A 26,240-nucleotide genomic window follows, 5' to 3' on the forward strand; every position below is an offset into this window, starting at 1 on the left:
GTACGAGTTCGTGGAAGAATTAAATATGGAAATAATAAAAGAAATAGTGGTAATCTGCGATGGAGATCCAAGCAAAATACCACTATCTAATATGGTTTAAAGTCTTCCGAACACTTATGTTTTAAAAACCTTGTAGGTATGAAAATAAAATATTTAGCAACAAATAATTAAACCTACAAGGTTTTGAAAACCTTGCAGGTTGGGAACAAATCAACATATGACCTTAAAAAACGACCTTTTTTTAAAAGCATTACGCAACGAGCCTGTAGAAAGGCCGCCGGTATGGATGATGCGCCAGGCAGGCAGGTATTTGCCTGAATTCCGTGCACTGCGCGACAAGTATGATTTCTTTACCCGCTGCCAGACACCTGAGCTTGCCGCCGAAATCACTGTACAGCCCATCCGCATTGTAAAGCCGGATGCTGCGATATTGTTCTCGGACATCCTTGTGGTACCGCAGGCCATGGGCATTGAGGTACTGATGAAGGAAAGCGTGGGGCCGTTTTTGCCGAACCCTATCCGTACTATACAAGATGTGGAAAGAGTGATCGTGCCGGATATCCATGAGACGCTTGGCTATGTAATGGATGCCATAAAGCTTACGAAAGAAATGCTTAACGACGAAGTGCCGCTTATAGGCTTTGCGGGTTCGCCGTGGACGATCTTCTGCTATGCCGTAGAAGGCAAAGGCTCGAAAAGCTTTGATACCGCTAAGGGCTTCTGCTTTTCACAACCGGAAGCAGCGCATGTGCTTTTACAAAAAATAACCGACACTACCATTGCTTATCTTAAAGAGAAAGTAAAGGCGGGCGTGAATGCCGTGCAGGTATTCGACAGCTGGGGCGGAATGCTCTCTCCTGTTGATTACCAGGAATTCTCATGGAAATACATCAACCAGATCGTGGAAGCGCTTGCACCGGAAACACATGTTATCGTGTTCGGTAAAGGCTGCTGGTTTGCGCTTGGCGAAATGGGCCAGAGCAAGGCATCGGCACTTGGTGTGGACTGGACGTGTTCTGCGCGCAATGCCCGTTACCTTTCGGGTGGCAAAATAACGCTACAGGGTAATTTCGACCCGAGCAGGCTGCTTTCGCCAATACCCGTTATCAAAAAAATGGTACACCAGATGATCGATGAATTTGGGAAGGACAATTATATTGTGAACCTCGGTCACGGCATATTGCCACACATCCCGGTTGACCACGCGAAAGCATTTATAGATGCGGTGAAGGAATACAGATAAAGAGTTACAAGTTTACAGTTAACGGTTAACAGTTGCCACGGTTGCTGATACTGTGAACTGTAAACTGTTAACTTAAAACTAAAAAAATGCCATTAAGCTTAGGATTGCGCGATGAGGAAAACGAGAGGATAAATAACATCCTCAACAAGCTGACGGAACTGGTTTATGTTCCGGGCGGCATGAACACGCCCGATGCTGAACAACTGTTGGCACAATTAGGGCTGTCTATTGAAAGCATTGCAGGAATGAGCAATGACGACTTCAACAGCCATGTAGTTAAATTCCATTTCGATTTTGCCAATATGGAAAAGCTTGCGGATGTGCTGGCAACCGATCCTGAATTCGGGGAAAAGGCCGTATCGCTTTATAATTTCATACAGGCAGAAAGCAAGATGTTCTCGTTTGATATTTTCAATAAGATAAACGCACTAAAATTATAGCCAATAACTTTGTGCCTTCGGGGTAAAATTTAACCACTATGGCCACAAGGAAATTACACCAGGTTCATAAACCTGTATGAGTAATGCCTTGTGACCCTTGTGAAAAAACCTTGTGACCTTTGCGGGAAAATTAATTGGAAAAATGATGAATTGGAAAACAGACATGGCACTTTTGAAGACCTTGTATATTTCGGACTATTAAAATCAGAGTATGGAAAATAAATTCTACAATTTTATACTGGCTGGATGCCTTATGCTTTGCGCAAATAGCTTTGCGCAGGATTTGGCAAAAGACAGCATAAAAGTCCAGAAGATCATCAATGAGTCCGCCAACCGCAAAAATGGACAGGAAATCCTGACAGTAGTTGATAAGGAAAAAGTAGCTTTCATTTCAGGCTACATTGATGCTAAAAAGCTGGAACAACAAAAGCGCTCAGAGCAGATTAAACAAACATTTGAGTCGACACCGGGACAGCGTTACCGAAAAGGCGATAAAACGGTTATCCCACAGATCATTTCCATTTTAAAAAGCCGCGACAGGGACAAAGTCCTTGAGGTAATGTACCAGCTTAACGACTATAATTTTACAAACGATACACAACCCTTGTATCTCGACCCGGAAATTAAAGCGGAGTTTTTTAAGCTGGCCACAGAAGATACATTTGAAAAGCGGGTCATCCGGTTTTTAGGGACTAACAAGGTTGACGGCCATATTGCGTTTTTCGAGCAGTACCTGTTATCCGGGAAATCAGCGGAAAATGAGCTGCTGTTCTTTTGGCTTGCCCAGGATGGAAAAAGCGAAAAGGCTGTTGACTACTTTATTACCTCTTTTGCGAAAATGCCATTAAATGCCGATGAAAATTCGTATTGGTTTAGCGATGGCCTGGGCGATTTTCTCAAAAACGGATCCGGGCCGGTAAAGAAAAAAATAATCGATTTTGCTATTGCCTATACCGAAAAGAACCCGGTAACCATGGCCGACCTGATAAAACAGGAAAAAGAAGGCGATGCATCCGGTTTTGATCCTAAGACCTATTTTATCCAATTGGTTTTAGCTTCGGATGATACACGGGTTCCCGCATTTGCAGATAAGGTTGAAGCAGTACTGGGTAAATTTATGCTTCCAAACGACAGGAAAGAACTGCATGATGCGATGCTTCCCAACCTGCTGCGGTTTTATGATTTCGCCAAAAAGAAGGAAGCTGTGCTGCATTCGGAGCCGGTAAAAGATGATTTTATGGATCTTATGGATGCGGTCGCTAAAGACAAAGCATTACTGAATGATAAAGAAGTGGCGCAACACTTAATGCGCCTGTTTGAAAAAAGCGGTTTCACCGAAAAATATGACAAGGAACTGTTTGTGACTGCTCTAAAAGATATGAACAAACCTGTTTTTGAGTCGGCGGTAACAGGGATCAGGTCGGCTGAATTGCGTAAACTGATTTCTGAAGCCTACATAATTGAATCCAAAACCCTTGCAGATAATAACAGTTACCTTATCAGGAACGGCCTTATCGTTACGCCCGTAACACAGGAGCAGATAAAAGACCGCTATAAGGAAGACGGCATCGCTGACCTCTATGACGATTCAATGTACTCCGTTTTGCAATCTGCGGGAATCAGCCAAAGCTTTGATGTAGAAGTGGGAGAATATCCTGCCGGGCATGATGAACTGTTGCTGCAATTTGTAAAGGGATCGCGAGGAAAGATCACAGGCCTGAAAGCTTTGCAACAAAGCAGTTATGATGAAAATAGTGAAACCTCAGCAATAACCCTTTTTGCTGTTTATAACAATAAGTGTTTCATAATAATGCCGGAAGATCTTGGCGACTGGTATGATATGGTAACATTCGACAAGCTCCTGAAAGCCATTGTAGCAGAAGCCAGGATAAAAGAACATTTTGTACCTTTAAACACGGGTGATCAAACTGCCTGGTACATTTTTGGCGAAGGTGAAAAAGTTCGCAAGCTGGCAAACGATTATAAATTAGAAGTTACAGAATCAACAGGAGACGGGGAATGAAAGATAAATTTTACAACTACATACAAACGCTACAGGACACCATCACTTCCAAACTGGAAGATGTTGATGGCAGCGCTAAATTCCGTGAAGACCTTTGGGAACGGCCTGAAGGCGGGGGCGGGCGTACACGGGTTATTGAAAACGGCAGCGTTTTTGAAAAAGGCGGCGTAAATATCTCGGCTGTACATGGCGAATTGCCAAAACCGATGCAGTCCTATTTTAATGTGGGCGATGTGGATTTCTTTGCCTGCGGTATTAGCCTTGTTATCCACCCGAAGAACCCATTCGTGCCAACGGTGCATGCCAACTGGCGCTATTTTGAAATGTATGACAAGCAGGGCAATATTGTGGACAGCTGGTTTGGCGGCGGGCAGGATCTTACGCCGTATTATTTATTTGATGACGATGCACGCCACTTTCACCAGACCTGTAAAACAGCCTGCGATAAGCACAACGCGGAATTTTACCCTAAATTCAAAAAGCAGTGTGATGCCTATTTTTGGAACGCGCACCGCGATGAGGGCCGTGGTATAGGCGGCCTGTTCTTCGACCATTGCAAAGCATCGGAAGGTTTTGGCATGGAGCAGTGGTTTAATTTTGTGTCCGAAGTAGGCAACAGTTTCCTTGAGGCCTATGTGCCGATAGTGGAACGAAGAAAAGATATATCATGGAATGACGCCAACCGCACGTGGCAGGAAATACGCCGTGGAAGGTACGTGGAGTTTAACCTAGTTCATGATAAAGGAACGCTTTTCGGCCTGAAGACCAATGGCCGCATAGAGAGCATCCTGATGAGTCTGCCTCCACATGTGCAATGGATATATGACCATCATCCGGAACCGGGAAGCGAAGAAGAACGATTGATAAAAATACTACAGCAACCTCTTGAATGGCTATAATACGTATCATAGCAGCATGCCTTTTTATAACGCTTTGCCACGCGCAAAACGACACCTTGCGCTTTAAATACGAGGAATTCGATGATAAGCTTTCGGTACAATTATTTACTCTGAATACATCCAACAGTTTTTCACTCCATTATGGTGCTGAAAATTTAACTGTCGATGTAGAGCCTAATAAAAAAACAACGCTTGGCATTTCGGTACAATATGATATTGTATTCATTAGCCTGGGGTTTGCACCGTCCTTTTTTGCAGATAATAAAGACAATGCCAATTCGAAAATGGTGTCGTTTGCCTTAGATGTTTTTCCGGGACGCTTTGTGCAGCACTTCGATTATTATTACCAAAGGGGGATATCGCTAAAGTCGGATAACGTTAACCTGTACCTTGAGAACCTGAAGACCATGAAGATTGGCGGGTCGACTGCTTTTGTTTTCAACAGGCAGTTCTCCTACCGTGCCATTGCGTTACAAAATGGTAAGCAAACGATAAGCGCAGGGACATTCGCCCCGACACTATCCTATTATTATACCGAACTGAACGGCAAAAGCCAGGAAGGGTTTGGCGATAAAGATCACTTTGTAGATGTAGCGCTTTCCCCAACTTATTATTACAATTGGGTCATTGCAAAAAATTTCATGGTTTCGGCAGGGCTCGGTGTTGGTGCCGGCATAACACTTTCCGACGAAAGCAGTCCCAGGGCTTTGTACCAGGCATCGGCTATAATAGGACTTGGCTATAATGCAGAGCGGTTCTTTGCAGGAATAAACAGCAAGGGATTAGCATCCAGCCATAATGCCTCGGAAGACGTTGCCATGGACGACAGTATCAGTTACGCGACCGCTTTTGTAGGGTACCGTTTTGATGCGCCAAAATTTTTAGTAAAAGGAAAAGAGAAAATAAAGGAAAGGATTAAATAGTTAAAAGTTGACGGTTGACGGTTGACAGCTGCCACGATTGTGAAAACCACGGTTGTTTTAAAATATATATAATTATAATAACGGAGACGAATAAAAAGTACTTGCTACACTTATACATAAATAGATCAAACTGTAAACTTAAGACCTTGCCGTTGTCAGATTGCTAAAAACCATGATTGATTATAAAAAATATATTGTTTGGCAGAAATCCCACGATCTTGTGCTGGAAGTTTACAAGGCAACTGCATCATTTCCTAAATCGGAACTTTTTAATATGGTTTCACAAATTAATAGGGCATGTTTATCCATACCTACCAATATTGCCGAAGGATGCGGAAGGGAGACACAAAAGGAATTATTGAGATTTCTGTATATTTCCTCAGGCTCTGCGCATGAACTGGAATACCTTTTTTTGGTTTCTAAAGATTTAAAATTCATTGATGAAGATTTATATATTAAACTATACACAGAGATTAACGAAATAAAAAAGATGCTGGCTGCACTTATACGCAAAATAGCTCAAACTGTAAACCGTTAACTGTAAACTTAAAACTTAAGATTATGTTCCCATTACACAGAAATAGAAGACTAAGAACCAACGAATCTATACGTTCGCTGGTTCGTGAAACCATAGTGACACCAAATGACTTTATGTTCCCGATGTTTATTGCCGAGGGGACGAATGTTGAAATACCCATCTCATCGATGCCTGGCATTTTCCGCCGTTCGCTCGACCTTACTGTTAAGGAAGTGAAAGAGCTTTGGAGCCTTGGGATAAAAGCCGTAAACATCTATGTAAAGGTAGATGACACATTAAAAGACAACACCGGCAAAGAAGCCTGGAATCCCGAAGGGCTTATGCAGCGCGCCATAAAAGCGATAAAAGATGCTGTGCCGGGAATGATTGTAATGCCCGATGTGGCGCTTGATCCCTACTCCATTTATGGCCATGACGGCATTATCATGAATGGTGATATTGCCAATGACGAAACGGTGGAGGCGCTGGTGCGTATGGCTGTTTCGCATGCTGATGCAGGTGCCGACTTTGTTGCGCCCAGCGATATGATGGATGGACGCGTGCTCCGCCTTCGCGAAGGACTGGACAGTGCAGGACACCAAAATACTGGAATTATGAGCTATAGTGCGAAGTATGCTTCATCGTTCTATGGGCCCTTCCGTGATGCGCTCGACAGTGCGCCGAAAGATGCTGATGTGGAAGTGCCAAAGGACAAGAAGACCTACCAGATGGATTATGCTAACCGTATCGAAGCGATAAAAGAAGCGCTGCACGATGTGGATGAAGGCGCTGATATCGTAATGGTAAAACCCGGAATCGCCTACCTGGATATCGTACGCGAAGTGAAGAATGCCGTGAACGTACCGGTGTCGGTATTTCACGTATCTGGCGAATATGCTATGATCAAGGCGGCATCGGAAAGGGGCTGGCTCGAACACGACAAGATCATGATAGAGCAGCTGTACTGCATCAAGCGTGCCGGTGCCGACCTGATCTCTACGTATTTTGCGAAAGAAGCTGCTATACTTTTGAATGAATAGGCCTCACCCCTAACCCCTCTCCAAAAGAGAGGGGAACTCCTGCCGATGCACTCATGCCGCATAAATGGCTGAACGGTTTAATACATTATAAAATGAAAAATATCTTACTACTCTTACTCACACTTTCCCTCTTCTCCTGCAAAACGGAAGAGAAAAAAGAACAGATCACTACCGGCAGTGAATCAGTGTCCGAAGGCGAAGTTTCCAACCTGACTCCGGCACAAAAAACAGGACAGGAAATTTTTGATGGCAAAGGTAACTGCTTTACCTGCCACAAACCCGAGCAAAAATCCATTGGCCCGAGCATTCAGGAAATAGCCAAAATTTACAAAGAGAAAAACGGCGATATCCCAACGTTCCTCAAAGGCAAAGGCAAGCCTATCGTTGACCCGTCGCAATATGAAGTAATGAAAACCAATTTTTACATTACCAAAAATTTCAGCGATGAGGAACTGAAGGCGGTGGAGGAATACATATTGAGCCACGCCCCCTAACCCCCGAAGGGGGAATTCTCAACAGGTCGGCAAGAGTGGAGTTCCCCCTTCGGGGGTTAGGGGACCTGGGGCTAGGGGGCCGTACTTTAAGGGGCTACCAGCTTAAACCCGATCCTCGGGATATTCTCTATGCGGATGCTTTCGTCGTCCTTGAATATTTTGCGCAGGCGGGAAATGAACACATCCATACTGCGCCCCATAAAATAATCGTCGGTGCCCCAGAGCGCGGTTAGTATCTTTTCCCTTTTCAGGATAGCATTCTTATTGTCGATGAACAGTTTTAGCAATGCCGACTCCCTTTCGGTGAGCATTATTCTTTCGCTGCCTTTGGTAAGGGCATAATTTTCGGGGTCGAAAGTGAAGGAGCCAATGGTGCAGATCGTATTTTTTACAATAGCCTGCTTTTGGCTGCGCTGCAGGAATACCTCTATTTTCAGTATCAGCTCTTCTATGCTGTAGGGCTTTACCAGGTAATCGTCAGCGCCAAGCTTTAGTCCTTTTATGCGGTCTTCTTTCAGCGTTTTTGCCGAAAGGAAAATGATTGGCACCTCAACATTGCGTTCGCGTATGGCTGCGGCCAGTTCAAACCCGTCCATTTCGGGTAGCATGACATCCAGTATGCAAAGGTCGAAATCCTGCTGCTTAAAGGCATCGAAGGCTTCCCTCCCATTGGCAAAATGCGCTACCTCATAATGCAGTTCCAGGTTATCCGCTGTGAGGAATGCCAGGGTGTTATCGTCTTCTACATACAATATCTTTTTCTTCATATCATGCTCTTTTTAGGAATGTGCAGCGTTACCGTCATGCCTTGCCCGGCATTGTTTTTAATCGATGCCTTCCAGCCGTGAAGTTCACAAATCTTTTTTACATAAAAAAGGCCTATCCCGAAACCTTCAATATCCTTCTTATTTTCGCGCGGAACACGGTAAAAGCGGTCGAACACATAATCGATATGTTCTTGTGGAATACCTGGGCCGTTATCCGAAAATTGCAATTCAATCCCCTTATTTTCATTTATCGAAATAATGACTTCAGGTGAAGAGTTGCCATATTTTACGGCATTCTCTACAATGTTATAAGCAATATTATAAAAATGGAACTCATCTGCTTTTACAAAGTATTCGGGCTTATCAGATACTATCTTTACAGAAGCCTGCTCAAATTTGAGGAGTGCATTCTCTTTAACCAGTTCAAGGGTCTCCACAATATTGAATGGTTTCTTCTCAAGGGTAATGATATTCGAGTCGGTCTTTGCTACAGATAATATTCGCTCCACATGCTGGTTGAGCTTATTGCTCTGCTCGATGATGATACTCAGGTACTTGTTGAGTTTTGGGTTCGCTTCGATCTCATGCTGCTTCACGGCATAGTTCGATGCAATAAGTATAGAAGAAAGCGGTGTCTTGAACTCGTGTGTCATGTTATTGATAAAGTCCTTTTGCAACTCGGTATATTTCTTCTGCTTTAAAAGCAAAAGCACCGAATACACATAGATAACCAGTACCAGTAACAGCACCCCGGTATAGATCCAGTACTGCTGCAGCGAATTGATATAGCTGTGGCGCAGCTGCGGGAAGCGCACCGCAAAATAATATACCAGCCCGGCACGCTTGGTAAAGCAGTTCTCGCATTGCAGCTTTTCTGAAGAAGCGCCTTTTCCGCTCATAGCCACATATTCGCCATAGACCATCTCATCAGAGGAGCAATCGTACATGGCATATTCATAATCCATGTCGAGCTTTACTTTCTGGAATTCTGTCCTGAGGTAAAATTTGAGTATTTCTGCCTCAAAATCGTCCTGGACATCCACAACATAGTAGTCTTCCGACACTTTTTTTATGGGGCTTGCCGCAGGGGGCTCGCTTTCATTATCACGGTATATTTTCTTGACAACGTCCTGCAATGCAAAATGTATCTTCTCGCCAAGCTCCTTCTTTTCAAACATATACGCCTGGTTGAGCATGACCAGTTGCATGGTAAGCACACCCACTATGGCGAGCAGGCCGATGAAAACGATTATATTTAACTTATTGAATTTCAATTTTGGAATGCCATTTGCTATTAATGGATAAAATTATGACACGTAACGTAATAAATAACGCTAAGGCACAACCCGTTAACATGTTATTAACAATACTTTGAAACGGGTTAACAACTTTGTGCGATTAAGTAAATATATTTGTATCGTTACAACATCAAAAAATTTATTAACTATAATAATTATTTAAAACTATGAAAACTTTAAAACTTTCCCTATTTGCAGTTGCGGGCGCTCTTATGCTTTCTTTCTCTGCAAATGCACAACAAACTGTAGCTAAAAAAGGATCTGCAAAAGTAACTCCTGCAAAACTTGAAGCGAAACCCGCTGCTATGAAAGTTGCTGACGGAACTGAGGCTCCAAAAAACATGACTCCATCAGGAATTACCTGGAAAGAGGATACTTTCACTTTTGGTGATATCGAAAAAGGAAAACCGGCATCGCACGATTTCACTTTCAAAAACACTACAAAACAAACTATTCTTATTACAAATGTAAAAGCACAGTGCGGCTGTACTGCTACTAACTATACTAAAACTCCTATCAAACCGGGAGAGTCTGGTACTGTTACTGCTACTTACAATGCTGCTAACGCGGGTACTTTCTCTAAAACAGTTACCGTTACTACAAACGACAGCGACGTGAACAAGATCCTTACCATCAAAGGTAAAGTAATTGCTCCTGAAGGTGAAGCGGCTCCGGCTCCTGCTACACACCAATAAGCAGTTGTCTTATATATAGTATCAAGCCATCACTAACCTGATGGCTTTTTTATTTTACAAAATGTAAAGTTTATTTGTCATATTGGAAATTTTGTTTTACATTCGTTTCAACTTTAAAAATCAATTATCATGAAAACGAACTATTTATTTCCGCACCGGTTTAAATTGATAAGCGGTGTATTGTTTATTGCCTCCTTAGCAAGCTTAATGGTTTACATTCCCATGAGCAATCCCGAAAGCCAGTTCCTGAATGTTTCCGTATTTGCTATCATCGGCGACAATGACTTTTTCGGGCCAACGGAATATTTTATAGTTACAAAAAATTCCATCGTTGATGAATTGCTTGTACTATTGATTATTACCTCGGGAATTATTTTTGCCTTCTCAAAAGAAAAGCAGGAAGATGAAATGGTATCGGCCATTCGCCTCAATAGCCTTGCCTGGGCTACTATTGCCAATTACGGTATTTTGCTGTTCTGCTACATGTTCATTTTTGGGTTGCCCTTTTTAAATGTGCTGATGGGTGCCATGTTCTCGCAACTGGTTATCTTTATCGTGCTCTTCCGTTTTAAAATATACCGTTTCTATAATACACGCCAGGATGAAGAATAATATAAAAGTGCAGCGTGCCATATTTAACCTCACGCAACAGGACCTTGCTGAAAAGATCGGCGTAAGCAGGCAAACCATCAATGCGCTTGAAGCCGGGAAGTACGTGCCTTCAACCGTTTTGGCTCTAAAGCTTTCCAGGTTGTTTGGGAAAAACGTGAATGAGATATTCGATCTTGAAGAAGGGGATTAAAATTGATAAATTATTTCACAGAAACCTCTACACTCTTTCAGGTTAAAACTTGCGAATCTTTGTGTCTTCTTCGTGCATCTTTGCGGTAGTTCTTCTGATACAAGAGAATGCTTATATTTGAAAAATGCAAAAAGCCATCATACATACGCCACTCGGCCATTGCCTTATTGAGGGCGATGCTGATGGCCTATCTAAAATATCAATAGTAGATGTGTCCGAAAACCTGTCGGAAACCACTCCGGCGCAACTTCAGGAAACGGTACAGCAAATGAAAGAATATTTCGACGGAGAACGACAGATATTTGACTTTAGATTAAATCCTACCGGCACCGATTTCCAAAAGAAAGTTTGGGAAGCACTGCTGGAAATACCTTTCGGGAAAACTATGTCCTACCATGAACTTTCGGTAAAGCTCGGCGATGTAAAAGCCATCCGTGCCGTAGCCGCGGCCAATGGTAAAAACCCGCTTTGGATCGTTGTGCCGTGTCACCGCGTTATCGGCAGTGACGGATCGCTTACCGGCTATGCAGGCGGACTGTGGCGTAAAAAATGGCTGCTCGAACACGAAACACCGCCGGTACAACAGAGCTTGTTTTAGGTTTATATATCGCAAAGAAGACACAAAGATTCTCTAAGGAAAAATTTTATTGCTAAATAAGGTCGCAACGCCCTTATTCTGCATAGCAGAATTACTTTGTGGCCTTCCTTCAGTTTAAAACTTTGTGACCCTTTGTGTCTTCTTTGCGCATCTTTGCGGTATAGCTTCTTGCGCAAAGCAGTCAAATTGTGAAATTGGTGTAATTCGTGGCTAAAAACATTTACATTTTTCCGTAAATTCGTAGCAGTCCGTTAACCTTAGCTTTATGAGATCCCTAAAAAAATTCCTGCTGTGGCTTGCCATCATGCTTTCCTTTATCATCATCCTTGCCTATCTTTTTGATGTCGATTACCTCTTCAAGGCGGTAAGGGTAGTTTACCTCAACGGAAAAACCACGGCCTACCTCGATGATTACACCTATTTTGAAAACCGCGAAATCAAAAAGGGAACCGCACAGCCCTGGGGAATGCACAGGGATTATAATAAAGTAAAAGCCACTGAAAGGCTGGAAAAAGTACACAAGCAATTGGGCACAGTCGCTTATGTTATTATAAAGAACGACAGTATATGGCACGAAAGCTATTACGACGGTTATAACAAAGATTCAAAATCGAATTCCTTTTCCATGGCGAAAACGGTTGTTACGGCAGCCATGTTCAAGGCCATAATGGAGGGCAAGATAAAAAGCCTTGACCAGCCGGTATCGGATTATTTCCCCGAATATAAGGAAGGGCTTGCTGCAAAGCTTACGGTAGGTGACCTGTCGTCGATGGCAACCGGTCTCGATTGGGGCGAGCAGTACAGCAGCGCCTTTTCCGTAACTACGCGCGCCTACTTTGGCGACGAACTGGAAAAAACAGTACTCGGCGTTCCGGTAGTCCGTGAACCTGGAAAGGAATTCGAATATGTAAGCGGTGCCACGCAGCTATTGGCAATGGTAATCGTAAAAGCGACCGGCGAACATTTGTCCGACTATGTTTCAAAGCATTTCTGGCAGCCAATGGGCGCTGAAAACGATGCGTTATGGCAGATTGACCATGAAGGCGGCATTGAAAAAGCCTACTGCTGCATCGGTAGCAATGCGCGCGATTTTGCGCGTTTCGGGAAACTGTTCGAACACATGGGCAACTGGAATGGCAAGCAACTATTGGACAGTACTGCCGTAAAGAAAATGATAACACCGCGCTTTCCCGATTCACCACAATATGGCTACGGCGTTTGGCTGAACGACTACATGGGCAAAAAGATGTACTACATGCGAGGCCACCTGGGACAGTTTGTTATTGTGGTACCGGAAGACAATATCATCATCGTAAGGCTTGGCCACACAAAAGGCCTGCAGACCTCCACAGACGCACACAGCAACGATTTTTATGTTTATGTAGACGAAGCCTACAAAATGATGGGGCTGATGAAACCTAATGAAGGTAAAAGTAACGGCCTCCCGATGACTAAGGACGAAGCCGAAGTGGATAGTATGAAATAAGCCCCCTAACCCCCAAAGGGGGAATTGAAAAGCACCACACAATGATCGAAAAAATAAAACTGGAAAACATTCTTTTCCTTGATATAGAAACCGTTTCGGAGCACAAGCATTTTGGGCTGCTGGACGAAGAGACGCAGCAGCTGTTCGCGCTCAAGACCCAATACCAGCGTAAAGATGAATTTCAGCCCGACGAGTTTTACGACCGTGCCGGTATCTGGGCTGAATTCGGGAAAATTGTATGCCTGTCAGTAGGCTATTTTACTTTCCGGGGTGACATACGGCATTTTCGGGTTACCTCTTTTTGCGGCGAGGAAGTGAAGATCCTCAAAGACTTCAACAACCTGCTCAACAACCATTTCAATCAGCCGCAGCATATCCTGTGCGGTCACAATGCCAAGGAGTTCGACTTTCCGTTCATTGCGCGCCGGATGATCATCAATAATATTGCTATTCCGCCCAAGCTGAACTTGTTTGGCAAAAAACCCTGGGAAGTGCCGCACCTCGATACCATGGAACTTTGGAAATTCGGTGATTTTAAAAGTTATACCTCACTTAAGTTATTGACGAAAATACTGGGTATCCCTTCCCCAAAAGGCGATATCGACGGAAGCCAGGTAGGCCATGTGTTCCATGTGGAGAAAGACATTGACCGCATTGTAACTTATTGCGAGAAGGACGTGATTGCGGTAGCGCAGGTGCTGCTCAGGATGCGGCGCGAAGATTTATTGGTAGATGACGAAATAATCCATGTTTAAGCAGTTTTATCCGGTAGCGTTTCTGTTTTAAAATAAACATTACTTTTACAGGATGATAAAAGACATCGACCAGCTATATGTTGCCCAAACCGACAACAAAGTACTTGTATACAGTACCAACCTTAAAGATTTTGTAATCTCGCTAAACAGCGTTGCAAAAAACCTCAAGCCCTACATGTTTTACTACAGGCTCTTCAAAAAGATCGACTATATGGAGCATGTAGCGGAGGATGGCCGCAAGTTTTACCTCCAGAAAGTTATTTAAAGCCATCAGCCTGCCGGCATAGGCAGGTCGCAGTCACAGTTTTCAGCAACTGCTGGCTAAAACTGAAAACTGCGACTTTTTTCATTACTTTTATCTTCATGAACAACCCTTTGCTTCACCTTGACCATGTTACCATTTCTGCCAAAAAAGAGGGGCAGTGGGTTTCCATTGTAAAAGATGCGTCATTTACCCTGAACCAAAATGAGATACTGGGCATTGTAGGCGAATCAGGCTCCGGGAAATCGGTGACTTCGCTGGCAATAATGGGATTGCTGCCAAAAGGCGTACTTCAAATAACTGAAGGCAAAATAACCTTTGAAGGCAAAGATATTTCGGCCATGAGCCAAAAAGAGCTTCGTGGGCTGCGCGGTAATGACATCGCCATGATCTTTCAGGAACCGATGAGTTCGCTTAACCCGTCGCTGAAATGCGGCTTCCAGGTTGAGGAAATACTGGTGGAGCACACATCGTTATCCAAAAAAGAAATCAAGTCAAAGGTGCTTTCTCTGTTTGAAAAAGTAAAGCTGCCCAATCCTGAAGCCATATACAACCGTTACCCGCACGAAATATCCGGAGGGCAAAAGCAGCGCGTAATGATCGCGATGGCTATAGCCTGCAAACCGAAAATATTGATCGCAGACGAACCCACCACAGCACTCGATGTAACAGTCCAAAAAGAGATTATACTGCTGTTGAAAGAATTGCAGCAGGAAACGAAAATGAGTATCCTGTTCATTTCGCACGACCTTTCGCTGGTATCGGAAATCGCCAACAGGGTAATCGTGATGTATCGCGGCGAGATCGTGGAGCAGGGCGATTCACAGGCTATTTTCGACAACCCTAAACACACGTATACCAAAGCGCTTATCAGCTCGAGGCCCTCGCTGGATGTGCGGCTGGAAAGGCTGCCCACTATAAAAGATTATCTTGAGGAAACGGTAAACACTTCCGAAGTCACACCCGCACAACGCAGTGAAAGGCATTCAAAACTCTATGGACAGGCCCCACTATTGGAGGTTATCAATGTCGAAAAAGAATATGTTTCTAATGCAGGCCTTTTTGGCAAAGACATAAAATTTAAGGCGGTTGATGATGTCAGCTTTAAAATATACGAAGGTGAGACCCTTGGGCTTGTAGGTGAATCCGGATGCGGAAAATCGACGCTTGGCAATGCGATTCTGCAATTGGACAAAGCCACTGCCGGTAAGATCCTGTACCATGGAAAAGACCTGTTGACATTATCCAACAAAGAGATCAGGGAACTGCGTAAAGAGATACAGATCATTTTCCAGGATCCTTACTCATCCCTGAATCCAAGGATAACCGTAGGCAAAGCTATTATGGAACCTATGCAGGTGCACAAGCTCTATAAAAATGATAAAGAACGCCGAGCCAAAACTATAGAAATACTCAACCGCGTTGGTTTGGGTGAGGAGCATTTCAACCGTTATCCGCATGAGTTTTCAGGAGGACAAAGGCAGCGTATCGGTATCGCGCGTACTATTGCGCTACAGCCAAAACTCATCGTCTGCGATGAGTCGGTATCCGCACTCGATATCTCGGTGCAGGCGCAGGTGCTGAACCTGCTTAATGAACTAAAAGAGAATTTCGGGTTTACCTATATTTTCATTTCGCACGACCTTGCCGTGGTGAAATATATGAGCGACCAGGTATTGGTTATGAACAAAGGAAAGATCGAGGAAATGAACGAAGCTGATGCCTTGTATGAACATCCGCAGAAGGAATATACAAAGAAGCTGATTGCGGCTATTCCCACTCATTAAGTCCCAAGCCCCCTAACCCCCGAAGGGGGAACAGCTGCACTCATGTCGGAAAGTTTATGTCATTCTAAACGGAATGCAGTGAAGTGAAGAGTCTCAATAAAGGATGTGAAAAAAGAGATTCTTCCTTCGTCAGAATGACACTCGCCGGATAATATGCAAAAAAGCCCAAAGGTTTTGAAAACCTTTGAGCTTTTACTATAACTTTAATGTTCAACTGCACAGATAGACATTCGGGTGCAGCTGTTCCCCCTTCGGGGGTTAGGGGGCCTTAGTCGATCACCATCTCCGGTATCTCACCCTCTATTATAAGATTACCCTCAGTAGCATTTTGTATATCTTCCACCGTTACGCCCGGGGCCCTTTCAAGCAATTTGAAACCTTCAGGAACTATTTCGAGCACGGCCAGTTCAGTTACTACTTTCTTTACGCAGCCTACACCTGTAAGCGGTAAGGAGCAACGTTTCAAAAGTTTCGATTCGCCTGCCTTATTCACATGCATCATGGCAACAATGATATTCTCTGCAGAAGCCACAAGGTCCATGGCGCCGCCCATACCTTTTACCATTTTGCCCGGAATTTTCCAGTTGGCAATATCCCCATTCTCTGCAACTTCCATAGCGCCCAGGATAGTAAGGTCTACTTTTTGTGCGCGTATCATCCCAAAGCTCAATGCCGAATCAAAGAATGATGCGCCCGGCAATGTGGTGATCGTCTGCTTGCCTGCATTGATCACATCGGCATCTTCCTCTCCTTCGAATGGAAACGGACCCATGCCCAATACGCCGTTCTCACTTTGGAATTCTACTGATATATCATGCCTCACGTAGTTGGCTACCAATGTAGGAATTCCTATTCCTAAATTCACGAAATATCCATCTTTAACTTCCTTTGCTATTCGCTTTGCGATTTGTTCTTTACCTAATGCCATGATTAACTTCTTTGTCTTACGGTTCTTTGCTCAATTCTTTTCTCATACTTCTCACCCTGGAAAATCCTTTGTACAAAGATCCCGGGGATGTGGATAAAGTTAGGGTCAAGTTCGCCGGCAGGAACCAGTTCCTCAACCTCAGCAATGGTTATTTTTGCTGCACCCGCCATACAGGCATTGAAGTTACGTGCAGTACCCTTGAAAATAAGGTTACCCGCCTCATCGCCTTTCCAGGCTTTTACTATGGCAAAGTCGGCTTTGTACGCCTCTTCCATAATGTGCATTTTACCATTGAATTCACGTGCTTCCTTACCTTCGGCTACTTCTGTGCCGTAGCCTGCCGGTGTGTAAAATGCAGGGATACCTGCCTGTGCGGCACGACATTTCTCGGCCAACGTGCCCTGTGGTGTAAGTTCTACGTCAAGCTCTCCACTAAGCATCTGCCTTTCAAATTCGGCATTCTCGCCTACGTACGACGATATCATTTTCTTTATTTGTTTCTTTTGAAGCAGGAGGCCAAGTCCAAAGTCATCTACCCCGGCATTATTGGAAATGCAGGTAAGGTCGGTTGTGCCTTTCTTTACCAGTTCGGCAATGCTGTTCTCGGGTATACCGGAAAGGCCGAAACCACCCAGCATAATCGTCACGCCATCTTTTATATCACGCAACGCTTCTTCAACGTTTTGTACTTTTTTATTAATCATACAACAGAATTTAATTTTCGCGTATAAATATATAAAAAAACGCCTTCAAAAGAAGGCGTTATATACTAAAAATCAAATTCAGAATCTATAGCTGTGCTGTCGACGACTGTGGTATCCACCACAGGCGGTTTCCAGCAGTCCACTTTAATGGAGAGGTTTGCCGGCCTGTCAAACGGCTTTTCAGATATTTTATAAACCAGGCTGTCATCGGCATAGCATTTTTTCATAAAAAGTCCCCATATCGGCAGCGCCATGGTTGCCCCCTGTCCGTATGTAAGGCTCTTAAAGTGTGCCGAACGGTCTTCGTTGCCTACCCAGACACCGGTAGCGAGATTGGGCACCATTCCTACAAACCACCCATCCGACTGGTTTTGGGTTGTCCCCGTCTTACCGGCAACCGGATTGATTATACTATAGGGGTAACCCGTCATGCGGTCGTAGCCGGTACCGCCGGCACCGCCCCATTTCAGCCTTGCGCCCGATCCGGTTTCGGTTACACCCTCAAGCAGTTTTATGATTGCATAAGCGATATCTTTACTCACTACTTCATGGGTTTCAACTTTTGGCTGGAACAGAATCACACCGTTCTTATCTTCTATTTTGGTAATTACGATTGGCTTAACGTACATACCCTGGTTGGCAAAGGTACTATAGGCCGCCACCATATCACTCACCGTGATCTCTACCGCACCGAGTGCAATAGCAGGCTGTTCCGGAATATTCGATTCTACGCCCAGCTTGTGGGTCATATCCACAACAGCCTTTGGCCCTACGCGGTCGATCAGCTTGGCCGACACAGTATTGATCGAAAGGGCAAGCGCTTTTTTAAGGGTCACTGTACCCAGGTATTTTCCATTAGAGTTTTGCGGGTTCCAGTCGGCATCGATGCCGTACTTGCCTTTAGGCATGCTGAAAGGCTCATCGCGAATAGAGTCGCATGGCGAATAATGCAGCTGCTCTATAGCCGTTGCATACACGAAAGGCTTGAAGGTAGAACCTACCTGCCTCGCGCCCTGCTGTACGTGGTCGTACTGGAAATGCTTGTAATTGATACCGCCCACCCATGCTTTTACATGGCCTGTCTGCGGTTCCATCGACATCATACCCGATTGCAGGAAGTGCTTGTAATACCTGATAGAATCGAGAGGGGTCATCAGGGTATCTTTTTCGCCTTTCCAGGTAAATACCGACATACGGGTTTTCTTTTTGAACGATGCTTTTATCGCACTTTCATCTATATTTTTCTCCGACATAATCCTCCAACGCTCGGAGTTCTTCATGGCCCTTTCCAGAATCTTCTCTGTTTCAGCATCCGAAAGCTTTATAAAAGGCGCATTTTTATTATTCTTCTGGTCGATGTAGAATTGTTCCTGCAGGTTGGCAAGGTGCTCGTCTACTGCTTCCTCGGCATACTTTTGCATTTTAGAATCAATCGTAGTATAGATCTTGAGCCCGTCGGTATAAAGATCGTACTCGGTACCGTCTTCTTTCTTATTTTCCTTAACCCACTTTTTCATGTATTCCCTCAGGTACTCCCTGAAGTAGGTAGCAATACCTTCTTTATGGCTTTGCGGGGAAAAATGCAATACAATAGGCTTTTTCTGGTAGGCCGTTTTTTGCGCTTCGGTCAGGAAGCCTGATCGCTCCATTTGCGACAGCACTGTATTCCTCCTGTCAAAAGAAGCCTTTTCAAATCTTTTAGGATTAAGGTAATATGGATTTTTCAGCATCCCTACAAATACTGCTGCTTCGTCAACGGTAAGCTCCTTAGGTTCTTTGCCGAAGTACGTTTTCGCCGCCGAACGGATACCAACAGCATTGTTCACGAAGTCTACCGTATTGAGGTACATTGCAATAATCTCTTCTTTGGTATACTGCCTTTCCAGTTTGGTTGCAATGATCCATTCCTTCGCTTTTTGTACGATCCTGAAAAGGAAAAAGTGGGAGCCTTCGCCGTGAAAAAGATTTTTAGCCAGCTGCTGTGTAATGGTACTCGCCCCACCGCTGCCGCCAAGGGTAACAATTGCCCTGAGCGTACCTTTCGAATCGATACCCGAATGTTCATAAAAGCGCTCGTCCTCTGTAGCTATCAATGCTTCTACAAGGTGCTTCGGGAGCTCCGTATATTTTACAGGTGTCCTGTTTTCGATATAAAATTTCCCAAGGGTCTCACCATCGGAAGAAATGATTTCTGTCGCGACATTTGAATCCGGATTCTCCAGCTGGTCAAACGATGGCATGGCGCCAAAAACACCCCATGATGCCAAAAGGAAAAACAAGATTACCGACAGGAAGCCTATACCGAATATCTTCCAAAACTTTCTTACATACTTTGAATAATCCTCGTTATTGTTGCTATTCTTATTTGCCATATTATTTTTATTCTGTTGACTCAATCCTAAAACCTACATCTGTTATGCCGTCCAGTTCCTGAACGCCCGGCACTTTTCCCGCCTGCCTTACAGCCTGCTGAATGCTTACTTTATATTTTCCCGGTTTTGGGAAATTTACTTTTTCCTTATACCAAAGCTTGCTTTCCTTAATGTCGCTAAAGCCATCGCCCAACAGTGAGCCGTCAGGATTGGCCATCTGGTATTCCAGCGTGTCTACCTTTATTATTTTGGTACCCGGCTCCTGCATCTGCACGATAAGGAACAGGTTGTTGTAGGGGTAGTTGTTGTTGTCCCTTACATTTACAAATAAATTATATTTTGACACGGTGTCCTTTTGTTCAAATTCAAAAGAAACAATACTGTCTTTATTCCATTTGCCGTCCATGGATTTGTATTCGTCGAACACCCGTTGCCTGTCACATGAGCAAACGAGCACCAATACGCCAAGGAGCGACAGGCTAATTTTTATTGTCTGTAGTACCTGCATTATTGTTATCCCTCGGAGGGCGGTTACGGTTTTTATTCCTGTTGCGGTTCTTGTCCTTGTTGCGGTTGGCATTAGGGTCCTGCCCTGCGTTTGCTGCACCTTCAGGTTTTGGTGCCTGTTGGCGCTCTGCGCTTTGGATCTTTGGGCCCTGGCCCTGCTCACGGTTCGGTTTGTTATTGCTCCTTGCCTTGTCCTGTGGTTTTTTGTCCCTTGGCGCGTCGGCGTTTGCAGTGACTTTATTCCTGTCTTTATCTCCGCCCGGTTTTTTCCTGTTCTTACGCTTAGGCGCGTCGAAACGGGTAAGGCTGTCCTGGCCCATGGCATTTTGAAAAGTCTTTTCAGGCTCCACAGCTGTAACTTCTTCCGCATAATCCTCAAGTGAAGAAGCCCGTTCTTTTTGCTTATTGATGGCAATAATTTCCTTTACGTTCTCAGCAGTTAACACGTGCCAGTGTGCCATATTATCGGTATAGGCAAACCACATCAGCCCCTTGAAAATGTCTACTTTCTGGCAGATGGCATCACCCTTGTCGGTATACAGTTTTGTATCCATGTCCGGAAGGCCTTTCAGCGCATCCAGGTAGGTGTCTAGTTCGTAGTTAAGGCAGCATTTTAGCTTTCCGCACTGGCCTGCAAGTTTTTGCGGGTTAAGCGACAGCTGCTGGTAGCGCGCCGCAGAGGTATTTACACTCCTGAAATCGGTCAGCCATGTAGAACAGCAAAGCTCACGCCCGCACGAACCGATACCCCCAAGGCGTGATGCCTCCTGGCGGAAGCCCACCTGCTTCATTTCGATCCTGATGCTGAACACGCGTGCAAAATCCTTAATTAGCTGCCTAAAATCGACACGGTCATTGGCCGTGTAGTAGAATGTGGCTTTTGATCCGTCTCCCTGAAACTCGATATCCGAAATTTTCATTTCGAGCTTAAGCTTTATGGCCAGTTCGCGGGCAACCACTTTCATCGGTTCTTCCTTATCGCGGCCATTACTCCAGATGTCTATATCCTTCTGGCTCGCTTTACGGTATATTTTAGCGAGGTCGGCATTTGCCTTTACCCCTTTTTTCTTCATTTGTATCTTCACCAGTTCCCCGGTAAGGGTAACGATACCGATATCATGGCCCGGTGAAGCCTCTGTGGCAACAATATCGCCAATGCTTAGTGTGAGCTTTTCGGTATTGCGGTAAAACTCCTTGCGTCCGTTCTTGAAACGTACCTCAACACCGTCAAAGGGCGCCTGCCCGCCCGGCAGGCTCATATTGGAAAGCCAGTCGAAAACCGTCAGTTTGTTGCAGCTGTCGGTTCCGCACGTGCCATTATTTTTACATCCTTTTGGGGTTCCGTCTTTGGAACTCGTGGAACAACTTGTGCATGCCATATTTTGTGGTGTATATATAGATCGCGGCATTGCCGCTACGATTCTGTTTGTACTTAAAACGTTTTTGTGGGTAAAGATAGTATTTTTTTATGAACAGGAAATTGTTAATATGTGTTCGCGAGGTCTCATCTCCTTTTGTCTTGAAACAAAAGGAGCAAAAATTCAAGGCTTCAAATATTTGACTTAAAATCTACGGCAAGCTTCTCCCCTCGCGACCCAAGCCGCGGCTTGCTGCGCGCCGCTCGTGGGTCATTCTCCTTCACCCGACGCTGAACCTTCCCTTGATTTTTACGCAAAATATTTAAGGCCGAGCTTCACTGAGACGTGCTTACTCTGATGAAATGCAATACCTCATCATCGACAATTATTCTACTTTAATAGTTGTTAGTGGGGATTATGAATTGAAAACGTAAGCGTGAGGGGCAGAAGCGGCGAACCAGCGGAGCCGGCACGCAAAAAAAATCGAAACGGAAGCCAACCTGACCCGTTTCGATTTTCTATCTGTTACTGTAAAGCTGTTTTAGATTATCCCGGCAATTTAAACAACTTGTCAGAAAGGCGTATCCTGAATGGCAGGTTCAACGTTACCCTGTCTCCGGCAGTTGCTGTATCAGCTTCTTTGCCGTTTACAAACATTTTGTCTATTACCAATTTATGTTCGCCAGTGGTAGGGCCCGAAATAAGAACGGCTTCACCCACTCGCAATTCACCTTCAACAGAGAATTGCCCTATTCCGGCTTTAGGGTAATAATGTTCGCCTTTGCCCACCAGCACTTTTTTGATGCGCTGCCTTGGCGATGGCTTTACCTTTGGCGCAACGGCAATGGCAACATCCGCTATTTCGCCAGCCTGTTTCAGGGAAACTTTTTCAGAACGCCCTTTCTTGAAGATCATGTTGCCGTTCATAATACCGCGTCGGCGCCTTACCTGCTCATCTAACGGAAGCTGTATATAATCGAGGCACTCAACCGAGCAGGTGTTATGCATGATCTCTTTGCACTCATCGCATTGGATGAACAGCAGGTGGCAGGCCTCGTTGGCACAGTTGGTATGGTTGTCGCACGGCTTGCCGCACTGGTGGCACTGGGCTACGATATCATCGGTAATGCGCTCGCCCAAACGGTGGTCGAATACAAAGTTCTTGCCTATGAATTTGCTTTCCAGCCCCTCCGCTTTTACCTGACGGGTATATTCAATAATACCGCCCTCGAGCTGGTACACGTTTTTAAATCCTTTATGTTTAAAGAATGCCGAAGCCTTTTCGCAACGGATGCCGCCGGTGCAGTACATCAGCAGGTTCTTGTCTTCTTTGTGCGCCGCGATCTGGTTTTCTATAATTGGCAATGACTCACGAAAGGTGTCCACGTCAGGAGTGATGGCCCCGGTAAAATGGCCTACTTCGCTTTCGTAATGGTTCCGGAAGTCGACCACAATGGTATTCGGGTCTTCGAGCATGGCGTTAAAATCTTTCGCGCCGAGGTGTATGCCTTTGTTGGTTACGTCGAAAGTAGCATCGTTAAGGCCGTCGGCTACGATCTTGTTACGTACCTTGATAGTCAGCTTGAGGAAAGAGTGGTCGTCCTGCTCCACGGCCACGTTGAGGCGGATGCCGTTGAGGAACGGTATGGTATCAAGATGGTCTTTGAAAGCGTAGAAGTTATCTGCGGGAAGCGACAGCTGGGCGTTGATGCCCTCGGTAGCTACATAAATCCTTCCGAGTACCTCAAGCGGGTCCCAGGCCAGGAATAAAGAATCGCGAAATTGTTTTGGGTCTTCGATGTTTGCGTAGGCGTAGAAAGACAGCGTAAGGCGCTGCTTGCCGGACTGGTCTATGAGTTCGGCCCTTTCCTCCGCGCTTAAAGTGTTGAACAGTTGCATGCTATACAATTTTAAGTGAGAAAGTTATGTAATGGCTTCAGATGGTGAAACCAGGGCAAAGGTAGGGAAAAATGTGAATTGCGCAAGCTTGTAAGCTATACTATTGATTCAAGAAACTTTGATGGATCCTGCCGATTATCCCAAAAACTAAGAATAAGGATTGATGAAGAATTATATTCGTAGAAAATGCTAAAATGCCCTAAAGATAGCGTACGTACATCTTCAATATTGGTAAGTTTTCCGATATCAGGATTTTTTTGAAGTGTCTTTAAACGATCATTAATTTCAGCATTCAGCTTTCTTGAGTAGGAATAACTTTTATTTCTCTCATTCCAATATTCAAAAATTGATCTTCGTTGAATAATTGCAATTTGCGACCAAAAGACCTTTAGCGTAGCCATTCAGGGTCAGATGCTTTTAAATCTTCATCCGAAATAATTCTCCCGGCAGCAACATCTTCTTTTGCCATCATTATCATCTTTACTTGTTCAGGAGACATCTCAACTATTTCTTCTGTCTGTGAAGAATCAAAAATCGCAGTGATCGCTTTCAAAAAACTTTCATTTTTTGTAGCAAGTATCCTGTCGATCAAACTGTGCCGTGTGTTTTCAAGAGAAGTCATAGCATTCTTTTTTGTAAAGTTCGTGAATGTGTTTGATTTTTACAAGTTTGATGCCAAATAACTCTCTCCAAGGTCAGGTAGGGAAAATTAATTGCGTAAGAGCATCAAAATTATTCAGGGCTTGTTATTTTGAATCATTCCGTTAAAATTTTCTGTAGATTTTACATTAGTTGTAAGGTTGAATGCTTTTTTCAACAGTATTTCATAATACGTAAAAAGCGGTTGGTACTTATCGATGAACCGCTGCCTTATTTTTTTGATCACTATCCTGCCACCATAGTTGTCATCAAACCGGACGCTAATACTGCCTGATAGAGACCTTATGCATACAACCCGCAACGGCAAAGAAAATTGATCTACCTGCATCCAAAGCTTCTCGGATGTCTTATGACTGTCGTGTGAATATGCAATTATGCCATTATCAACATCTTCGATTACGGAGAATCTGTGTTCGCCAAGGAATTGCTTAATTTTCGATAATGAAGAATCATTGTAGGGAATCTCCAGCTCAAACTCATGAACGGCCTGACCGCCTTTCAGCGTTGCAATATCAGTAGTTGACTTTTGATGCTGTAGTTTGGACTTATTCTTACGGGATATTAAGAAACCCAGTATCTCTTTTATTGCTCCGTTAAGTATTCCTTCCATATTTATTTAACTTCAATTAAATGCCGTTATAAACATAGTGAAAAAATTTATCTCCAAAATGATAAAATTTTCATCAAAATAAATTTCTTTATTAGAAAATATTCTTATATTTACCACATCAAAAAAAGAATTACTTTTACATCATATACTTTTTAAAAAATGAGCGGAGATAAAGAAGCAAAACTGAAAGCATTACAGCTTACGCTGGACAAACTGGATAAATCGTATGGCAAAGGCGCCGTAATGCGCCTGGGCGATAAAGCGGTAGAAGAAGTAGAATCGATACCATCGGGATCACTGGGTGTTGACCTTGCCCTTGGGGTAAACGGCTACCCACGCGGCAGGATCATAGAGATATACGGCCCGGAATCGTCGGGTAAAACAACATTGACTTTGCATGCTATTGCCGAAGCGCAAAAGGCGGGCGGTATCGCGGCATTCATTGATGCGGAGCACGCTTTTGACCGTGGCTATGCCGAAAAGCTGGGCGTGGATGTAGAGAACCTTATCATCTCGCAGCCGGACAATGGTGAGCAGGCATTGGAAATTGCCGAAAACCTTATCCGTTCGGGAGCTATAGACATCGTGGTTATCGACTCGGTTGCGGCACTTACGCCAAAGAGCGAGATCGAAGGCGAAATGGGCGATTCTAAGATGGGCCTTCATGCCCGTTTGATGAGCCAGGCACTAAGAAAATTAACGGCTACCATCAGCAAGACCAACTGTACTGTGTTCTTCATCAACCAGCTTCGTGAGAAAATCGGTGTGATGTTCGGTAACCCGGAAACGACAACCGGTGGTAACGCACTGAAATTCTACGCTTCGGTACGTATTGATATCCGCCGTGCAGCTCAGATAAAAGACGGTGAAAATGTTATCGGTAACCGCACCAAGGTGAAGATCGTGAAGAACAAAGTGGCACCTCCGTTCAAGACCGCCGAATTCGACATCATGTATGGCGAAGGCGTTTCGAAAACAGGGGAAATACTGGATCTCGCAGTAGAATTTGAGATCATCAAGAAGTCCGGATCGTGGTTCAGCTACGGAGATACCAAGCTCGGGCAGGGACGTGACGCTGTGAAAGCACTCATCAAAGACAACCCTGAAATGGCTGATGAGCTCGAACTCAAAATAAAAGACGTGATCAAAGAAAACGCGTCCTAAAATTAAAAC

The 26,240-nt window shown here is 44.3% G+C and carries 28 protein-coding genes; 17 read left to right on the forward strand and 11 right to left on the reverse strand.

The annotated features are described in order from the left end of the window. Positions 1 to 217 precede the first annotated feature (217 nt). The 8 genes from hemE to AAEO56_RS16910 all read left to right on the forward strand — a co-directional run bounded on the left by hemE (position 218) and on the right by AAEO56_RS16910 (position 7,579). Positions 218 to 1,243: a uroporphyrinogen decarboxylase gene (gene hemE / locus AAEO56_RS16875; protein ID WP_341698245.1), complete on the forward strand. Its 1,026-nt coding sequence runs from the start codon at positions 218 to 220 to the stop codon at positions 1,241 to 1,243. Positions 1,244 to 1,329: 86 nt separating this feature from the next. Beyond that, positions 1,330 to 1,683, forward strand: coding sequence for a hypothetical protein (locus tag AAEO56_RS16880; RefSeq protein WP_341698246.1), 354 nt, complete (start codon positions 1,330 to 1,332; stop codon positions 1,681 to 1,683). Positions 1,684 to 1,894: 211 nt separating this feature from the next. Continuing rightward, the gene (locus AAEO56_RS16885; RefSeq protein ID WP_341698247.1) at positions 1,895 to 3,706 is read left to right on the forward strand and encodes a hypothetical protein; all 1,812 of its coding nucleotides are present in this window, start codon (positions 1,895 to 1,897) and stop codon (positions 3,704 to 3,706) included. Further along, on the forward strand, positions 3,703 to 4,605 hold the full coding sequence (gene hemF / locus AAEO56_RS16890; RefSeq protein ID WP_341698248.1) for an oxygen-dependent coproporphyrinogen oxidase: 903 nt from the start codon (positions 3,703 to 3,705) through the stop codon (positions 4,603 to 4,605). Before AAEO56_RS16885 ends, hemF begins: the two co-directional genes overlap by 4 nt. After that, entirely contained in the window at positions 4,596 to 5,528 is a 933-nt protein-coding gene (locus AAEO56_RS16895) for a DUF4421 family protein (protein ID WP_341698249.1), read from the forward strand. The genes hemF and AAEO56_RS16895 overlap by 10 nt, the downstream gene beginning before the upstream one ends. A gap of 172 nt (positions 5,529 to 5,700) precedes the next feature. Then, positions 5,701 to 6,066 (forward strand): four helix bundle protein, encoded by a 366-nt coding sequence (locus tag AAEO56_RS16900; protein ID WP_341698250.1) that lies wholly within the window; start codon positions 5,701 to 5,703, stop codon positions 6,064 to 6,066. Between the two features lie 23 nt (positions 6,067 to 6,089). Next, positions 6,090 to 7,085 (forward strand): porphobilinogen synthase, encoded by a 996-nt coding sequence (gene hemB, locus AAEO56_RS16905; protein ID WP_341698251.1) that lies wholly within the window; start codon positions 6,090 to 6,092, stop codon positions 7,083 to 7,085. A gap of 92 nt (positions 7,086 to 7,177) precedes the next feature. Beyond that, the gene (locus AAEO56_RS16910) at positions 7,178 to 7,579 is read left to right on the forward strand and encodes a c-type cytochrome (protein WP_341698252.1); all 402 of its coding nucleotides are present in this window, start codon (positions 7,178 to 7,180) and stop codon (positions 7,577 to 7,579) included. Between the two features lie 86 nt (positions 7,580 to 7,665). On the opposite strand, the gene AAEO56_RS16915 is transcribed toward AAEO56_RS16910, so the two are convergent. Together AAEO56_RS16915 and AAEO56_RS16920 are read right to left on the reverse strand one after the other, a co-directional pair. Then, positions 7,666 to 8,346 (reverse strand): response regulator transcription factor, encoded by a 681-nt coding sequence (locus AAEO56_RS16915; RefSeq protein WP_341698253.1) that lies wholly within the window; start codon positions 8,344 to 8,346, stop codon positions 7,666 to 7,668. Then, positions 8,343 to 9,620 (reverse strand): sensor histidine kinase, encoded by a 1,278-nt coding sequence (locus AAEO56_RS16920; protein WP_341698254.1) that lies wholly within the window; start codon positions 9,618 to 9,620, stop codon positions 8,343 to 8,345. Before AAEO56_RS16920 ends, AAEO56_RS16915 begins: the two co-directional genes overlap by 4 nt. A gap of 191 nt (positions 9,621 to 9,811) precedes the next feature. Between AAEO56_RS16920 and AAEO56_RS16925 the strand changes: the two genes are divergently transcribed. The 8 genes from AAEO56_RS16925 to AAEO56_RS16960 all read left to right on the forward strand — a co-directional run bounded on the left by AAEO56_RS16925 (position 9,812) and on the right by AAEO56_RS16960 (position 16,029). Continuing rightward, positions 9,812 to 10,339, forward strand: a complete 528-nt coding sequence (locus AAEO56_RS16925; protein WP_341698255.1) for a DUF1573 domain-containing protein — start codon at positions 9,812 to 9,814, stop codon at positions 10,337 to 10,339. Positions 10,340 to 10,468: 129 nt separating this feature from the next. Then, complete coding sequence (locus AAEO56_RS16930; RefSeq protein ID WP_341698256.1) at positions 10,469 to 10,951, forward strand: hypothetical protein; 483 nt, start codon at positions 10,469 to 10,471, stop codon at positions 10,949 to 10,951. Continuing rightward, positions 10,941 to 11,141, forward strand: coding sequence for a helix-turn-helix transcriptional regulator (locus tag AAEO56_RS16935; protein ID WP_341698257.1), 201 nt, complete (start codon positions 10,941 to 10,943; stop codon positions 11,139 to 11,141). Before AAEO56_RS16930 ends, AAEO56_RS16935 begins: the two co-directional genes overlap by 11 nt. Positions 11,142 to 11,265: 124 nt before the next feature. After that, positions 11,266 to 11,739, forward strand: coding sequence for a methylated-DNA--[protein]-cysteine S-methyltransferase (locus AAEO56_RS16940; RefSeq protein WP_341698258.1), 474 nt, complete (start codon positions 11,266 to 11,268; stop codon positions 11,737 to 11,739). Positions 11,740 to 12,004: 265 nt separating this feature from the next. Then, on the forward strand, positions 12,005 to 13,225 hold the full coding sequence (locus AAEO56_RS16945; RefSeq protein ID WP_341698259.1) for a serine hydrolase domain-containing protein: 1,221 nt from the start codon (positions 12,005 to 12,007) through the stop codon (positions 13,223 to 13,225). Between the two features lie 41 nt (positions 13,226 to 13,266). Further along, positions 13,267 to 13,980, forward strand: a complete 714-nt coding sequence (locus AAEO56_RS16950; protein WP_341698260.1) for a 3'-5' exonuclease — start codon at positions 13,267 to 13,269, stop codon at positions 13,978 to 13,980. Between the two features lie 52 nt (positions 13,981 to 14,032). Next, a complete protein-coding gene (locus AAEO56_RS16955; protein WP_341698261.1) occupies positions 14,033 to 14,245 on the forward strand; it encodes a hypothetical protein in 213 nt (70 codons plus the stop codon). A gap of 98 nt (positions 14,246 to 14,343) precedes the next feature. After that, positions 14,344 to 16,029: an ABC transporter ATP-binding protein gene (locus AAEO56_RS16960; protein WP_341698262.1), complete on the forward strand. Its 1,686-nt coding sequence runs from the start codon at positions 14,344 to 14,346 to the stop codon at positions 16,027 to 16,029. Positions 16,030 to 16,297: 268 nt separating this feature from the next. Here the strand turns inward: AAEO56_RS16960 and AAEO56_RS16965 are convergent, their stop codons facing one another. The 9 genes from AAEO56_RS16965 to AAEO56_RS17005 all read right to left on the reverse strand — a co-directional run bounded on the left by AAEO56_RS16965 (position 16,298) and on the right by AAEO56_RS17005 (position 25,067). Next, positions 16,298 to 16,957: a 3-oxoacid CoA-transferase subunit B gene (locus AAEO56_RS16965; RefSeq protein WP_341698263.1), complete on the reverse strand. Its 660-nt coding sequence runs from the start codon at positions 16,955 to 16,957 to the stop codon at positions 16,298 to 16,300. 2 nt (positions 16,958 to 16,959) lie between these two features. After that, positions 16,960 to 17,661, reverse strand: a complete 702-nt coding sequence (locus tag AAEO56_RS16970; RefSeq protein ID WP_341698264.1) for a CoA transferase subunit A — start codon at positions 17,659 to 17,661, stop codon at positions 16,960 to 16,962. A gap of 65 nt (positions 17,662 to 17,726) precedes the next feature. Continuing rightward, positions 17,727 to 20,033 (reverse strand): penicillin-binding protein 1A, encoded by a 2,307-nt coding sequence (locus tag AAEO56_RS16975; RefSeq protein WP_341698265.1) that lies wholly within the window; start codon positions 20,031 to 20,033, stop codon positions 17,727 to 17,729. Between the two features lie 7 nt (positions 20,034 to 20,040). Continuing rightward, positions 20,041 to 20,541 (reverse strand): gliding motility lipoprotein GldH, encoded by a 501-nt coding sequence (locus tag AAEO56_RS16980; protein WP_341698266.1) that lies wholly within the window; start codon positions 20,539 to 20,541, stop codon positions 20,041 to 20,043. After that, the gene (locus AAEO56_RS16985) at positions 20,513 to 21,919 is read right to left on the reverse strand and encodes a PSP1 domain-containing protein (RefSeq protein WP_341698267.1); all 1,407 of its coding nucleotides are present in this window, start codon (positions 21,917 to 21,919) and stop codon (positions 20,513 to 20,515) included. The genes AAEO56_RS16980 and AAEO56_RS16985 overlap by 29 nt, the downstream gene beginning before the upstream one ends. Before the next feature lie 525 nt (positions 21,920 to 22,444). Then, on the reverse strand, positions 22,445 to 23,797 hold the full coding sequence (gene trhO, locus AAEO56_RS16990) for an oxygen-dependent tRNA uridine(34) hydroxylase TrhO (protein ID WP_341698268.1): 1,353 nt from the start codon (positions 23,795 to 23,797) through the stop codon (positions 22,445 to 22,447). A gap of 95 nt (positions 23,798 to 23,892) precedes the next feature. Continuing rightward, a complete protein-coding gene (locus AAEO56_RS16995; RefSeq protein ID WP_341698269.1) occupies positions 23,893 to 24,198 on the reverse strand; it encodes a type II toxin-antitoxin system RelE/ParE family toxin in 306 nt (101 codons plus the stop codon). After that, positions 24,186 to 24,419 (reverse strand): hypothetical protein, encoded by a 234-nt coding sequence (locus AAEO56_RS17000; protein ID WP_341698270.1) that lies wholly within the window; start codon positions 24,417 to 24,419, stop codon positions 24,186 to 24,188. Before AAEO56_RS17000 ends, AAEO56_RS16995 begins: the two co-directional genes overlap by 13 nt. A gap of 114 nt (positions 24,420 to 24,533) precedes the next feature. After that, positions 24,534 to 25,067, reverse strand: a complete 534-nt coding sequence (locus AAEO56_RS17005) for a hypothetical protein (RefSeq protein ID WP_341698271.1) — start codon at positions 25,065 to 25,067, stop codon at positions 24,534 to 24,536. A 159-nt stretch (positions 25,068 to 25,226) separates the two neighbouring features. Between AAEO56_RS17005 and recA the strand changes: the two genes are divergently transcribed. Beyond that, complete coding sequence (gene recA, locus AAEO56_RS17010) at positions 25,227 to 26,231, forward strand: recombinase RecA (RefSeq protein ID WP_341698272.1); 1,005 nt, start codon at positions 25,227 to 25,229, stop codon at positions 26,229 to 26,231. The last annotated feature ends 9 nt before the right edge of the window (positions 26,232 to 26,240 follow it).

Origin of the sequence: Flavobacterium arundinis (genome assembly GCF_038289855.1) — a bacterium.
Classification (GTDB): domain Bacteria; phylum Bacteroidota; class Bacteroidia; order Flavobacteriales; family Flavobacteriaceae; genus Flavobacterium; species Flavobacterium arundinis.

Excerpts from the sequence above, each read along its gene's own strand:
- hemE (WP_341698245.1), top strand. The coding sequence starts at position 218 with ATGACCTTAAAAAACGACCTTTTTTTAAAAGCATTACGCAACGAGCCT.
- AAEO56_RS16880 (WP_341698246.1), top strand. The coding sequence starts at position 1,330 with ATGCCATTAAGCTTAGGATTGCGCGATGAGGAAAACGAGAGGATAAAT.
- AAEO56_RS16885 (WP_341698247.1), top strand. The coding sequence starts at position 1,895 with ATGGAAAATAAATTCTACAATTTTATACTGGCTGGATGCCTTATGCTT.
- hemF (WP_341698248.1), top strand. The coding sequence starts at position 3,703 with ATGAAAGATAAATTTTACAACTACATACAAACGCTACAGGACACCATC.
- AAEO56_RS16895 (WP_341698249.1), top strand. The coding sequence starts at position 4,596 with ATGGCTATAATACGTATCATAGCAGCATGCCTTTTTATAACGCTTTGC.
- AAEO56_RS16900 (WP_341698250.1), top strand. The coding sequence starts at position 5,701 with ATGATTGATTATAAAAAATATATTGTTTGGCAGAAATCCCACGATCTT.
- hemB (WP_341698251.1), top strand. The coding sequence starts at position 6,090 with ATGTTCCCATTACACAGAAATAGAAGACTAAGAACCAACGAATCTATA.
- AAEO56_RS16910 (WP_341698252.1), top strand. The coding sequence starts at position 7,178 with ATGAAAAATATCTTACTACTCTTACTCACACTTTCCCTCTTCTCCTGC.
- AAEO56_RS16915 (WP_341698253.1), bottom strand. The coding sequence starts at position 8,346 with ATGAAGAAAAAGATATTGTATGTAGAAGACGATAACACCCTGGCATTC.
- AAEO56_RS16925 (WP_341698255.1), top strand. The coding sequence starts at position 9,812 with ATGAAAACTTTAAAACTTTCCCTATTTGCAGTTGCGGGCGCTCTTATG.
- AAEO56_RS16930 (WP_341698256.1), top strand. The coding sequence starts at position 10,469 with ATGAAAACGAACTATTTATTTCCGCACCGGTTTAAATTGATAAGCGGT.
- AAEO56_RS16935 (WP_341698257.1), top strand. The coding sequence starts at position 10,941 with ATGAAGAATAATATAAAAGTGCAGCGTGCCATATTTAACCTCACGCAA.
- AAEO56_RS16940 (WP_341698258.1), top strand. The coding sequence starts at position 11,266 with ATGCAAAAAGCCATCATACATACGCCACTCGGCCATTGCCTTATTGAG.
- AAEO56_RS16945 (WP_341698259.1), top strand. The coding sequence starts at position 12,005 with ATGAGATCCCTAAAAAAATTCCTGCTGTGGCTTGCCATCATGCTTTCC.
- AAEO56_RS16950 (WP_341698260.1), top strand. The coding sequence starts at position 13,267 with ATGATCGAAAAAATAAAACTGGAAAACATTCTTTTCCTTGATATAGAA.
- AAEO56_RS16955 (WP_341698261.1), top strand. The coding sequence starts at position 14,033 with ATGATAAAAGACATCGACCAGCTATATGTTGCCCAAACCGACAACAAA.
- AAEO56_RS16960 (WP_341698262.1), top strand. The coding sequence starts at position 14,344 with ATGAACAACCCTTTGCTTCACCTTGACCATGTTACCATTTCTGCCAAA.
- AAEO56_RS16965 (WP_341698263.1), bottom strand. The coding sequence starts at position 16,957 with ATGGCATTAGGTAAAGAACAAATCGCAAAGCGAATAGCAAAGGAAGTT.
- AAEO56_RS16970 (WP_341698264.1), bottom strand. The coding sequence starts at position 17,661 with ATGATTAATAAAAAAGTACAAAACGTTGAAGAAGCGTTGCGTGATATA.
- AAEO56_RS16975 (WP_341698265.1), bottom strand. The coding sequence starts at position 20,033 with ATGGCAAATAAGAATAGCAACAATAACGAGGATTATTCAAAGTATGTA.
- AAEO56_RS16980 (WP_341698266.1), bottom strand. The coding sequence starts at position 20,541 with ATGCAGGTACTACAGACAATAAAAATTAGCCTGTCGCTCCTTGGCGTA.
- AAEO56_RS16985 (WP_341698267.1), bottom strand. The coding sequence starts at position 21,919 with ATGGCATGCACAAGTTGTTCCACGAGTTCCAAAGACGGAACCCCAAAA.
- trhO (WP_341698268.1), bottom strand. The coding sequence starts at position 23,797 with ATGCAACTGTTCAACACTTTAAGCGCGGAGGAAAGGGCCGAACTCATA.
- AAEO56_RS16995 (WP_341698269.1), bottom strand. The coding sequence starts at position 24,198 with ATGGCTACGCTAAAGGTCTTTTGGTCGCAAATTGCAATTATTCAACGA.
- AAEO56_RS17000 (WP_341698270.1), bottom strand. The coding sequence starts at position 24,419 with ATGACTTCTCTTGAAAACACACGGCACAGTTTGATCGACAGGATACTT.
- AAEO56_RS17005 (WP_341698271.1), bottom strand. The coding sequence starts at position 25,067 with ATGGAAGGAATACTTAACGGAGCAATAAAAGAGATACTGGGTTTCTTA.
- recA (WP_341698272.1), top strand. The coding sequence starts at position 25,227 with ATGAGCGGAGATAAAGAAGCAAAACTGAAAGCATTACAGCTTACGCTG.